This is a genomic window from Herbaspirillum sp. WGmk3 (genome assembly GCF_023952535.1).
Taxonomy (GTDB): domain Bacteria; phylum Pseudomonadota; class Gammaproteobacteria; order Burkholderiales; family Burkholderiaceae_D; genus Herbaspirillum; species Herbaspirillum huttiense.
This window is the reverse complement of sequence record NZ_JAKYWT010000001.1, coordinates 690,252-701,485: the sequence shown is the minus strand read 5'-3', so window position 1 is coordinate 701,485 and position 11,234 is coordinate 690,252. Positions and strand designations below refer to the sequence as shown.

The following is an 11,234-nucleotide window of genomic DNA, read 5'->3' as shown; positions in this document are numbered from 1 at the left end:
GTCCGCAGTGAATGAATTGGGCGATGGCCACGGCGGCAAGCAGAACTACGGAGTCAACCAGACTTCTGAAGGTGAAGAACCTTCCGCTTTTCCATCGGTCTTCTGCCAACAAAGTACGGAAGCATTTCAACTTTTCGATCCGGAGCCATCGACGTCCATGCACAACGCCAATCCCGATAATTCTGCCACCACGCCACATCTGAACAAGGCGCGCTATCTGGTGGTGGCGGGATGGGTGCTGTTCATGATCTCGCTGTTCCTTCCTTTGCAGAACACTGATCTGGGATACGCGGCCTTGATCTATTCGTTCGTCTTCCTGATGTCCATCTTTGATCGACTGGAACCGCAACTGATCTGGATGGGCAGTTACGCCTTGGTCAACGCCGGCATGATCGTTTCCCTTTTCATCGCCTGGAAGGGGTCTCTGATCAGCCATCCACGCTGCTCTTTGTTCTTTACGCTGGCGGCCGTGGACACCTTGTTCGCTCCCCTCTTTGCGAAAGAGTTCACCCAGTACCCGGCATTCTGGTGCTGGGCAGCTTCCGCTATATTGGTGGCATCGGGAATGAATCTGGCCCGGCTCCAACAGAACGATCTTGCGTCCTTGAAGGCCAGGCATTAGGGCCTGGTCATACTTGTCATGTACCCGAAACGCCTGCTCCTCGGAGCAGGTTTTTTTTAGGCGCTGCGAAATCTCCTCGCAATATTCTCCTGGTCTCGCACAGGCTGGATTCAAGCTGTGCCGGCAAGACGACATCCGTCGAGAAATCGCTTGTCATTCAAAGTTGATCGGTCTATATTGTGTGTACCGAACAGTACATACGGTACTGAAAGGTACACTAATTGGAGAAACATCATGTCGATTCGCCCGCCGCTTCCCCCTTTCACTCGTGAAACCGCCATCGAAAAAGTCCGTCTTGCCGAAAACGGCTGGAATACCCGTGACGCTGAAAAAGTTGCACTGGCCTATACCGAAGACAGCTGGTGGCGCAATCGCGCCGAATTCGCACAGGGCCGTGAAGCCATCACCGCGCTGCTCAAGCGCAAGTGGACGCGTGAGCTGGATTACCGCCTGGTCAAGGAGCTGTGGGCCTTCGACGGTGCGCGCATCGCCGTGCGCTTTGCCTACGAGTACCATGATGATTCCGGCCAGTGGTATCGCGCCTACGGCAACGAGAACTGGGAATTCGATGCGCAGGGCCTGATGCATCACCGTCACGCTTGCATCAACGAGCATCCGATCAAGCCGGAAGAACGCAAATTCCTGTGGGACAATAGTGGCCCGCGCCCGGCGGATCATCCCGGGCTGAGTGATTTCGGTATCTGAGGAAAATGAATGGCTAGAGTCATTGCGGAAAAAGACGATGTGATCCCCCTGCTGGCGGAAGTCTTCCGCACCTATGGCTTCGAAGGGGCGAGCCTGGCGCGCATCAGCGAAGGGACCAGGCTGGGCAAGGGGAGCATCTATCACTTTTTCCCGGGCGGCAAGGAGGAGATGGCGCAAGCCGTGCTGGGCCACGTGGATGCGTGGTTCCGGCAGCATGTGTTCGAGCCGTTGAACGAGCGTGACGATGCCGTGGCAGGCATCAAGGCCATGTTCGACGACGTCAGCCGCTATTTCCTCTCGGGGCAGCGTGTCTGCCTGGTCGGCGTCTTTGCGCTGGGCAATGAGCGCGATCGCTTTGCCGTGATGGTGCGTGATTACTTCATCGCCTGGATCGATGCGCTCGCGTCCGCCCTGGTGCGGACCGGGCGCAAGCCCAAGGAAGCCAGAACGCTGGCCGAGGAAGTCGTGGGCGGAATACAGGGGGCGCTGGTGCTGGCGCGCGCCCTGGACAGTACCGATGTGTTTGCCGATGCGTTGAAGCGCTTCCAGAAGCGGCTGTTGGGCTGATCTCCCGTCCAGCAGGGTGAGTGCAACGGCATGGGGTTGCCGTTGTGTTCTGGGCGCTATCCGTCATCGGACAGGCCGTGTACTTGATGTTTGAGTTTCAACGAGGACGACAACTGCGGATACAAGGGGGGAGTACCTTGAAACACCGATTCATCAGATGGACGGCGATGTTGCTTTGGTCGACATGCCTGTTCGCTTCTGCAGAGGAAAAAACTCAACCGCCTGTGACGATGGAAAACTCCATTGGCATGCAGATGGTGCTGATCCCGGCGGGCGAATTCTGGATGGGAACCGAGGAGTCGCTGGCCGCGCTGAAGCAGGCCTATCCGGATTATGAGGAGCGGCGGCTGCGCGATCTCGACGATGAACGGCCGCGGCACAAGGTGCTGATCACCCATCCGTTCTATCTCGGGAAGCATCTGGTCACCGTGGCCCAGTTCGCGAAATTCGTGGCCGAGTCGGGCTATACCCCGGAATCCATTCGCGATCAGACCGGCGGTTACGGCTACAACCCGCATTACGATCCTGAGAAAACCGAACGCAAAGAAGCATTCGAAGGCCGCAGCCCGCAATACAGCTGGAAAAACCCCGGCTTCCCCCAGGCCGATGATCATCCTGTACTCAACGTCACCTGGAATGATGCATCAGCCCTTGCAGCCTGGCTCAGTGAGAAAGAGCACGCGCACTATCGTCTGCCGACCGAAGCCGAATGGGAATACGCTTGCCGCGCGGGGACGACGACGCGCTATCCCAATGGCGATGATCCGGAGGGCCTGAGTCAGATCGCCAACACCTTTGATGCCGACGCTGCTCCCTACTGGCCACGCATGGCCGGTCGCGCGCTGAAGAGTCACGACGGCTTCGCCTTCACCTCGCCGGTGGGCAGTTTCCCGGCGAATGCCTTCGGGCTGTATGACATGGTAGGCAATGCCTGGGAATGGACCGCCGACTGGTATGGCGAAGAGACCTATGCGCGTTCCCCGTTGGCCGACCCGCGTGGGCCGGCCAACGGGGAAACCAAGGTGCGGCGCGGCGGCTCGTGGCATACCTGGTCACTGTATGCGCGGTGTGCCTTCCGGAACTGGAATACCGTCAGCACGCGCTATACGCTGGTGGGGATCAGGCTGGTGCGGGATGTGGAAGTCCGGCATTGAAAATGGCGTCGGGCGCTGCCAGCGCGTCGGCTTCCGCATCCGGCCAGAATGGCTCAGTAGAGCAGGACGTCAAATCACTTTCACGAACAAGCCAGCGACGATGGTTGGCACGTCCGAGCAGATCAGGTCGAACGCAGAGTGGATGAAGTAGTCCATGTGATTGCTCCGGTGAGGGTGACTGCGAGACTCAGCAGTAAGTGATGTTGGCCAGCGCTTCCAGCATGTGCATGAACCAGTGGCCGTCGTCGGCACGATAGCGGCAGATGGTGGTGGCAGCGGCATTGCCGGCAGCAGCCAGGGACATGAGGGCAGCGACGAGGCAGGTGGCGTGGATGCGCATGGTGTTCTCCGGTTGGGTGAGGATCGGTGCGGCTGGTATGGGTGAAGCTTGATCCTCGGGGGTTTCAACCGGATTTCAGCGGAGCGGAGACGTGTTTCAGTTGAAATGGGGGCGTTCAGCAACGCGCGGAGGGAGTGGGTGGGTTGAGATTCTCAAGCAAGAAAAACTCTCTCTCCGGCGAAGAACGGACGAACGTTTCACCTGCTTGAACGCCGTCTGTTCATCGCACTACAGGAGTGTCATCGTTATACCCCGTCACCGGGGTTCTTCCCCTTTCCCGCTGCGAGGAAACCCAGTTTCTCCATCGCATCCTGGGTTTCCAACAGCATCGTTGCTACTTCCGCGACAGTCACTCGCAGGCCAGTGGCACGCTCCCTCATGAATTGGTAAGCGCTTTCTTCGCTGTGCTTCTGGTATTCAACCAGCACACGAATCGCCTTCTCGATCTGCCGGCGTGACTTGATGGTCGATTCGAGCTTGTCTATCTTGGCCTGCTGCCGTTGTTGAAAACCCTGTGAAGAGCGCGCCAGCACCAGCGTACTCAGGATGCCTTGCGAGCGGAACGGACGTGTCAGCACACCGTGTGCCTTGGTGTCCAGCAACAGCTTCAAGGTGGTCGGGCTTTCATAGTCGGACAAGGCGACCAGGGCCGCATCCACGGCGCTGGCATTCCATCCGCTGCGTCCTTCGAGCTCCTGCGATATCTGGAAGAAAATGACGTCGGCTCCGGTCGGCGGCTCCGTTGGACTGGGCCAGATCACGCGCAGCCGGCAGCCGATGCGCTGCAACTGCTGGATCACTACGTCCCGGTCTTCTCCGGGCGGATAGACGACGGCTACGCAGATACTGCGCAGGTCCTCGTAAAGTCGGCGAAGGCTTTGTCCCATGACCTTACCTCAACCAGAAACCGGAAAAGCCGAAAGTGGAAAGATAGGGGTCCGGCTTGACGGGCTCCGACGCTTCCCAGGCGATGTCGAACTGTCCGTCGCTACGGCAGATGCCAATGCGCGGGGTAAGGGCGCAATGATTGTTGTCTGCGTCGACACTGATGCGCCCTTCAGGCGAATCGAATGACACCGTATGAGTGGCCTCCACCAGCTTGCGCCGGTCCAGGCTGCCTGCGCGCTGCAGGGCGCGCGCAAACAGGTGGACCTGGGCATAGGCCATCTCCGACCAGGTGCTGGTGGGCCGGTCGCCGAAACGCTTGCGCCAGAGGGCGAGGAAATGCCGGTTGCTCTCATTGTCCAGCGAACCGAAATAGGTCGCGGCTGTGATGTGGCCCGCGCAGTGCCGGGCACCGATCAGGCGGATCTCTTCCTCCGCCATCGAGAGGCTGGCGATCGGTGTGGTCGTCGGATCGAATCCGAACTCGGGATAAAGCTGGTAAAACAGCCGCGCCGATTGTCCCACCAGCGTCGAAAACACCACGTCGGGCTGGGCCGCCTTGATGTCGGTCAGCACCTCTTCCAGTTCGCCCCGGCCGGCTTCCAGCGGCAGATAGATTTCATCGAGGATCTCGCCACCATGCTGTTCCACCATGTCGCGCATGACGCGATTGGATTCGCGCGGATAGATGTAGTCGGTACCTACCAGGAAGAAGCGGGTGCGCTTGTTCTGCATGAGGTAGGCGGCCAGCTGCACGCTGTTCTGGTTCGGGACGGCACCGGTATAGATCACGTTGGGTGAATACTCGAAACCCTCATAGAAGGAGCAGTACCACAGCAGTGCGTTGTTGCGTTCGATGACCGGCAGCACCGCCTTGCGGCTGGATGAGCGCGAGCAGCCGAATACCACGTTGATCTCGTCCTCCAGCAGCAGGCGCGTGACCAGCTTGCGATATTCCGCGATGTCGCCCTTGGGGTCGTAGGCCACCGGCACCAAGGGCCGGCCGAGCACACCACCGAGCTGGTTGATCTCTTCGATCGCCAGCGCGGTCCCGAAAAAGTGTTCAGATTCCGTGACCCCGGTTGCGCCCGACCGAGAAAACAGGACGCCAATGCGCCAGCCATCTTCCTGTCGCGCGCGCGTATCCTGGAATGAAGTGGAATTCATGGTCGGTCCTTATCGGTCGAACAGCGCCTGCAAGCGGTCCGTGTCTTGCGTGGATTGCAGGGCCAGCATCAGCAGGATACGGGCTTTCTGCGGACTCAGGTCATCGGCGAAGACTGCGCCGACAGCCTTGAGGGTAGCACCGCCGCCGTCGAAACCGTAGGACGGCGATACGCGGCCATGGGGCACACGGGTGGAGATCACCACCGGGATGCCCTGTCCGGTGGCGTGCCGGATTGCCTCATACATGTCGGCATTCACGTTGCCGCAGCCGAGCGCCTGGATCACGATCCCGCTTGCGCCCAGCGTCACCGCAGCGCGCAGCAAGTCACCGCTGGCTCCGCCGAACATGGGGATGATCTCGACCCGTGGCAAAGTACCGCCGAGCAAGGGCAGATGCTGGCGGCGCATCGGCCGGCGCGCGAGAACTACGCGATCTTCATCGGCTACCCCCAGCACGCCGAAATCACCGGACTTGAAGCTTTCGACGTCGGCAGTATGGGTCTTGCTGACATCGCGGGCGGCGTTGATCTGGTTGTTCATCGCAATCATCGCGCCCAGGCCGTGCGCTTGCGCGCTGGCGCACACACGCGCTGCGTTGAGCAGATTGCGCGGTCCGTCGAAATCCGGGCTGGAGGCATTGCGCTGCGCACCGATCAGCACTACCGGCTTGTCGCTGGCCAGGGTCAGGTCAAGGAACCACGCGGTTTCTTCCAGCGTATCCGTGCCGTGGGAGACGATCACGCCGTCCACTTCCGGGCGCTCCAGCGCGGCTGCGACCGCCTGCTGCAGGGCGATCCAGCGTGGCGGATCCATATAGCCGGACGGTACGTTGAACAGATTGACGACCTCCAGCTGCGCGATGGCGCGGATGCCGGGCACGGTGGCCAGCAGCTCATCGCCCGAGAGGGCGGGCACCGGCGCCTTTCGGACCGGGTCGATTTTCATGGCAATGGTGCCACCGGTGGAGATGTAAACGCAGAGGGGCAGGTTGGATTGGGCTGAACTCATCATGGCATCGAATGGTTGGCAAGAAATATGCCCGCGGCCGCAGCGGCCCGGCACGCGGGATGGGGGATCGCACCGATTATCGTCACAGAGCGGGTGCCGGGACAAGCGGCGCAACCCATGCCCACGTCATACGCGCAAGTGCCCGAAGACAAGTTCTGCCGCGCCGTCGCGCTTGGCGGGCCCCTCCTCGACCAGCTCGCCCTGCTTGATGATGAGGTAGCGGTCCGCCACTTGCAGCGCGAAGGGCACGTTCTGTTCAACCAGCAGCAGCGTGGTGCCGTGCTGCCTGCGCTCCTCCTGCAGCGCGTTGGCCAGGCGGTCGATGACCGAGGGCTGCAAGCCTTCGGTGATCTCGTCCAGCAGGATCACCGAGGGCCGCATCATCAGGGCGCGTGCCAGCAACAGCATCTTCTGCTCACCGCCGGAGAGGGTGCCGGCGTATTGCTGCAGCCGGCTGCGAAACACCGGGAACAGGGGTTCGACGGCAGCGAAGCGCTCTTCGAACAACGCCGGCTGCGCCAGCCCCAGGCGCAGGTTGTCGCCGATGCTCAGTTCGGCGAAGAGGGCGTTCTCCTGTGCCGCATAGGCCACCCCCTGGCGCGCGATGCGGTGCGGTGCCAGGTGCGTGATGTTGCGCCCGTGCAGGTGGATCGCACCGCCCTGCTTGCCGAGGTAGCCCATGATGGTCTTGAGCAGCGTGCTCTTGCCCATGCCATTCTTGCCCAGCAGGGCTACGGCCTCGCCTTGCGCGATGTCCAGCGACACGCCGCGCAGCACGACCGACGCACGATAGCCGCTGGTAATGCCGTCCAACACCAGTGCCGATGATCTCATTGCGCCTCCGTTGCGTGGGTACTGCCTGAATAAATGGTGTTGACCAGTTCCGAATTGACCACCTCATCGAAACTGCCTTCCATGGCGATCGCACCTTGATGCAGCACCACGATGCGGGTGGCGATCTGCTGCACGAAATCAAGATCATGCTCCACCAGCAGGCAGCACAGCCGGTACTTGAGCGCGAGCGAAGACAGTACCCCGCCGATCTGCGTACGCTCGGCCTTGGTGAGCCCGGCGGTAGGTTCATCCAGCAGCACCACACGGGGCTCCAGCGCCAACACCATGGCCAGTTCCAGCGCCTGCTGCTGGCCGTGGGAGAGATCCCCGGCGACGCTGTCGAGTTTCTCATCCAGACCGGTGGCGCGCATCACGTGCAAGGCATAAGGGGGGAGATGCAGCACGTCCGCACGCCGGAACAGGGCCGGCCGTTCAAGCCGCGCACGGGCGATGCGCAGGCATTGCGCCACGGTCAGTGTGTCGAAGATATTGGCGTTCTGGAACTTGCGTCCCAGCCCGAGGCTGACGCAGGCCTCCGGCGGCAATTGGCCGATGTCGCTGCCGCACAGCGCGATGCTGCCGGCGCTGCGCTCGGCACCATCGCTCATGCAGCGCATCAGCGTAGTCTTGCCGGCTCCATTGGGACCGATCAGCCCGACCAGCTCGCCGGCACGGGCGGCGAAGTCGATGCCGCGCAGCACCTTCAGCGGGCCGAAGTGGCGGGCCACTCCCTGCATGCGGATCGCCTCCGCCTGCGCATCGCCGCCGGTCACGCCGGCACATTCTTCCAGGCCCGGCTGATGCGCGCTTGCGCGGCCCAGGCCAAGGGGTCGCAACAGCAGCGGCACCAGGCCCTGGGGCAGCAGTACGATCACCAGGATGAACGCTGCGCCCAGGATCAATTGCCAGGCAAAGGGCATGCTGCTGCTGAGATAGGCGGTGGCAACGTTGATCAATACGGCACCGATCAGTGGTCCCCACAGGCTGCCGCGCCCGCCCAGCGCGACCCAGATGATGAATTCCGTGCCCAGCGCGAAGCCGGCCAGCTCGGGTGCGACCACGCCACTGAAAGCGCCGTAGCCGAATCCGGCCAGACCGGCCAGTACTGCCATGGCCACCAGCAGCGTAATTTTCACCAGCGCGGTGTTGATGCCCAGATAGCTGCAGCGCTGCTCATTGTCGCGGATGGCGGCGAGCAGGCGGCCGGCATCGGAGCGCACCAGCAAGCAGCCGGCCAGCGCAGCCACTGCCAGCATGCCGCCCGAGATCCAATACCAGGCGTCGAGGGAAAAATCGAAGCTGTCATAACCGGTCAGCCCGGAACTGGAGCCGGTCCAGCTGCCACCCGACAGCAGCAGCTGGGTCAGCACGATGGGCAGCACCAGCGAAATCACGGTGGCGAAGAACGGCGACGCACCGCGATAGAACGACAGCCATCCGGCCAGCGCCGCCACCGCTGCTGCGGCGGCGATGGTGGTGCCGATTGCCAGCATGACCGTGACAAGGCTGAAGCCGCCATGCGTGAACACCAGTCCGGCGGCATAGGCACCGATTCCGAAGAAAGCCGACTGGCCGAACGTGAGGTAGCCGGTATAGCCCCACAGAATATCGACGGTCATCGCAACGATGGCCATGAAATAGGCCTTGATGAGGATGTTTTGCAGGTAGGTGTCGAAGATCCACGGCCCGGCAGCCAGCAACAGCAGGCCCACACCGACGAACAGCAAGACGCTGCGCAGAGAATGGCGTACGCGTGCGGCACCCGCCCGTGAGGAAGGTGCGGCGGAAGAATAAGAGGAGTTACGCACGGGCCAGCCCCTTCGGTCGGATACGCAAGGTCACTGCAGCGAGGACGGCGATGGTGAGACCGCCGAGCACAGGATTGGCGTAGGTGCTGACCAGCACCTGCGCAGCACCGAATACCATGCAGGCCAGCAGCAGGCTCAGGATGGAGTGGCCGGAGATCATCACCAGCATGAAGGCACTGATCAGCCAGGGCAGGCCCATATTGGGGTCGACGCTGGAGAGCGGCGTGATCATCGCGCCGGCCAGTGTGCCCAGTCCGGCACCCAGGCTGAAGGTGACGAAGCGTACGCGGCCGGAATGGATGCCCAGGCTGCTGGCCAGTTCCTCATTCATGATCACTGCGCGGGTACGCACGCCGAGATCCGTACCGTTGAGCAGCGCCGTGAGCAGCAGGCAGATGCCCAGCGCCAGCGGCACCAGCAACAGGCGGTAGGCGGAGTAGTCGACGCCGAGGATGTTCCAGGTCCCGGTCAGCGGTGCGTTGACGAACTGCACCTCGCGACCGAAGGCCATCACGATCAGCTGGCCAATCACGATGCTCAGTCCCCATGTCGCCAGGATGGCGTCCAGCGGCCGCTTGTAAAGGCGGCGAACGATCACGCCTTCGACCAGCATGCCCACGGCGATACCGGCTACCAGCGCCAGCGGCCATCCCAGCCAGGGATCGAGTTGCAGACGCGTGGTTACGTAACTGGCGTAACCGCCCAAGGTCAGCAAGGCCCCGTGGGCGAAATTGACGATCTTCATGACACCGAAGATCATCATCAGTCCGGCGGTGACGACGAACAGCATCGCGGCCGTCGTCAGCATATCCAGCAATAGCGCCATGGCGCTCTCCTCTCGTTTCTCAGGCCGCCGCGGTCATGGCCGCGGCGGCGTTGTTATCGCAAGGCGGTCCTGCCTGCCGCCATCACTTGATGCTCGGGCACTGGTTGCCGGGGTCGACGCTGGCGAAGGTCTCCAGAATACGGATCGATCCGTCGGCCTGCACCTGGCCCAGGCGCATGGAAAGCGGCGCATGATGGCTCTTGTTCATCGCCACCGTGCCACGCGGACCGTTGAACGACACTTCGCCGAGCGCCTTGCTCACCTTGTCGCTGTCAGTCGATCCGGCTTTCTCGACGGCGGCCTTGTACAGATAGAAGGCTTCGTACTGGGGCTCGGACAATTCATTGGGGGTCTTCAGGTCGGCGCCAAATTTTTTCTTCAGCGCGTCCATGAATTTCCTGTTTTCCGCCGTATCGATGCTGGTCAGGTAAGAAGCCGACATGTAGAGCCCGGTGGCGGCATCGCCCATGGTCCTGGCGGTACCCTCGTCAATGGCGAGGTTGCCGTAGGGTAGCGTCAGACCGGCTCCCTTGAGCTGCTTCGCCAGCGACACATTGGGTGCGCCGCCGGCGGTGGCGCTGATCAGGGCGTCCGGCTTGCTGGCACGGATCTTCGAAACTACCGTGGTCCAGTCGCTGCCGTCGATGGGCAGGTATTCTTCGCCGACGACCTTGCCGCCTTTCTGCTCGATGTACTTCTTGGTGAATTCCAGCATGCCTCGGCCAAAGGCGTAGTCGCTGCCGACCAGGAAGAAGATCTTGGCATTCATGGACTTGCTGAAGTAATCCACTACCGGCGCCACCTGTTGCTCCGGCACCCAGCCGTTGGCGTACATCCATTTATTGCACGAGCGACCCTCGTAGAAGGACGTGTAGATGTAAGGTACCTTGCCGCGGCTGATCACCGGCAGCGCGGCATTGCGTGCGGCGCTGGTTTCCATGGCGATGACGGCGGTGACCTTCTTTTGGAACACCAGCGTATCGAAAGCTTTCTGCGCGCCCACTGCGCCGGAGGCGTCATCGACGATTTCCAGCTCCAGCTTGCGTCCCATGATGCCGCCCGCGGCGTTGATTTCATCGACCGCCAGTTGCGAGGACTGCACTACGGCCGGTGCCACCACGCTGTTGGCACCCGATAGCCCGACCGCCACGCCGATGCGGATGGGCTCGGCGGCGTGGGCCGGCGCAGCTGCGGCAAGCAGGGAAAATGCGACAGCAAATACGCCATGGGGCAGCGCGAAAGTGAATCTGTTCATCATGAACTCCTCAGTCGGTGTGAGTGGATGGATGGAATGGATCCTGAAAGAAAAGCGGTACGG

The 11,234-nt window shown here is 61.7% G+C and carries 12 protein-coding genes; 4 read left to right on the top strand and 8 right to left on the bottom strand.

Annotated elements, in window-relative coordinates:
* Positions 1-7 precede the first annotated feature (7 nt).
* The 4 genes from MKD49_RS02980 (at position 8) to MKD49_RS02965 (ending at position 3,048) form a co-directional block, all read left to right on the top strand.
* The gene (locus MKD49_RS02980; protein ID WP_252695405.1) at positions 8-622 is read left to right on the top strand and encodes a hypothetical protein; all 615 of its coding nucleotides are present in this window, start codon (positions 8-10) and stop codon (positions 620-622) included.
* 234 nt (positions 623-856) lie between these two features.
* Entirely contained in the window at positions 857-1,327 is a 471-nt protein-coding gene (locus MKD49_RS02975; RefSeq protein ID WP_121045233.1) for a nuclear transport factor 2 family protein, read from the top strand.
* Positions 1,328-1,336: 9 nt separating this feature from the next.
* The gene (locus MKD49_RS02970) at positions 1,337-1,894 is read left to right on the top strand and encodes a TetR/AcrR family transcriptional regulator (RefSeq protein ID WP_121045231.1); all 558 of its coding nucleotides are present in this window, start codon (positions 1,337-1,339) and stop codon (positions 1,892-1,894) included.
* Between the two features lie 167 nt (positions 1,895-2,061).
* Positions 2,062-3,048, top strand: coding sequence for a formylglycine-generating enzyme family protein (locus MKD49_RS02965; RefSeq protein WP_371925437.1), 987 nt, complete (start codon positions 2,062-2,064; stop codon positions 3,046-3,048).
* Between the two features lie 187 nt (positions 3,049-3,235).
* Here the strand turns inward: MKD49_RS02965 and MKD49_RS02960 are convergent, their stop codons facing one another.
* The 8 genes from MKD49_RS02960 to MKD49_RS02925 all read right to left on the bottom strand — a co-directional run bounded on the left by MKD49_RS02960 (position 3,236) and on the right by MKD49_RS02925 (position 11,171).
* A complete protein-coding gene (locus MKD49_RS02960) occupies positions 3,236-3,388 on the bottom strand; it encodes a hypothetical protein (RefSeq protein WP_158601286.1) in 153 nt (50 codons plus the stop codon).
* A 245-nt stretch (positions 3,389-3,633) separates the two neighbouring features.
* Entirely contained in the window at positions 3,634-4,275 is a 642-nt protein-coding gene (locus tag MKD49_RS02955) for an ANTAR domain-containing response regulator (protein ID WP_199725133.1), read from the bottom strand.
* Positions 4,276-4,279: 4 nt separating this feature from the next.
* Complete coding sequence (locus tag MKD49_RS02950; RefSeq protein ID WP_134137467.1) at positions 4,280-5,440, bottom strand: transporter substrate-binding domain-containing protein; 1,161 nt, start codon at positions 5,438-5,440, stop codon at positions 4,280-4,282.
* Positions 5,441-5,449: 9 nt separating this feature from the next.
* A complete protein-coding gene (locus tag MKD49_RS02945) occupies positions 5,450-6,451 on the bottom strand; it encodes an asparaginase (protein WP_134137466.1) in 1,002 nt (333 codons plus the stop codon).
* A 123-nt stretch (positions 6,452-6,574) separates the two neighbouring features.
* On the bottom strand, positions 6,575-7,282 hold the full coding sequence (locus MKD49_RS02940; RefSeq protein WP_134223042.1) for an ABC transporter ATP-binding protein: 708 nt from the start codon (positions 7,280-7,282) through the stop codon (positions 6,575-6,577).
* Entirely contained in the window at positions 7,279-9,090 is a 1,812-nt protein-coding gene (locus MKD49_RS02935; protein WP_371925425.1) for an ATP-binding cassette domain-containing protein, read from the bottom strand. The genes MKD49_RS02940 and MKD49_RS02935 overlap by 4 nt, the downstream gene beginning before the upstream one ends.
* The gene (locus tag MKD49_RS02930; RefSeq protein WP_252695404.1) at positions 9,083-9,916 is read right to left on the bottom strand and encodes a branched-chain amino acid ABC transporter permease; all 834 of its coding nucleotides are present in this window, start codon (positions 9,914-9,916) and stop codon (positions 9,083-9,085) included. The genes MKD49_RS02935 and MKD49_RS02930 overlap by 8 nt, the downstream gene beginning before the upstream one ends.
* Before the next feature lie 82 nt (positions 9,917-9,998).
* Complete coding sequence (locus tag MKD49_RS02925) at positions 9,999-11,171, bottom strand: substrate-binding protein (protein WP_252695403.1); 1,173 nt, start codon at positions 11,169-11,171, stop codon at positions 9,999-10,001.
* Positions 11,172-11,234 lie beyond the last annotated feature (63 nt).

Excerpts from the sequence above, each read along its gene's own strand:
- MKD49_RS02955 (WP_199725133.1), bottom strand. The coding sequence starts at position 4,275 with ATGGGACAAAGCCTTCGCCGACTTTACGAGGACCTGCGCAGTATCTGC.
- MKD49_RS02925 (WP_252695403.1), bottom strand. The coding sequence starts at position 11,171 with ATGAACAGATTCACTTTCGCGCTGCCCCATGGCGTATTTGCTGTCGCA.
- MKD49_RS02965 (WP_371925437.1), top strand. The coding sequence starts at position 2,062 with ATGTTGCTTTGGTCGACATGCCTGTTCGCTTCTGCAGAGGAAAAAACT.
- MKD49_RS02930 (WP_252695404.1), bottom strand. The coding sequence starts at position 9,916 with ATGGCGCTATTGCTGGATATGCTGACGACGGCCGCGATGCTGTTCGTC.
- MKD49_RS02950 (WP_134137467.1), bottom strand. The coding sequence starts at position 5,440 with ATGAATTCCACTTCATTCCAGGATACGCGCGCGCGACAGGAAGATGGC.
- MKD49_RS02975 (WP_121045233.1), top strand. The coding sequence starts at position 857 with ATGTCGATTCGCCCGCCGCTTCCCCCTTTCACTCGTGAAACCGCCATC.
- MKD49_RS02970 (WP_121045231.1), top strand. The coding sequence starts at position 1,337 with ATGGCTAGAGTCATTGCGGAAAAAGACGATGTGATCCCCCTGCTGGCG.
- MKD49_RS02945 (WP_134137466.1), bottom strand. The coding sequence starts at position 6,451 with ATGATGAGTTCAGCCCAATCCAACCTGCCCCTCTGCGTTTACATCTCC.
- MKD49_RS02940 (WP_134223042.1), bottom strand. The coding sequence starts at position 7,282 with ATGAGATCATCGGCACTGGTGTTGGACGGCATTACCAGCGGCTATCGT.
- MKD49_RS02960 (WP_158601286.1), bottom strand. The coding sequence starts at position 3,388 with ATGCGCATCCACGCCACCTGCCTCGTCGCTGCCCTCATGTCCCTGGCT.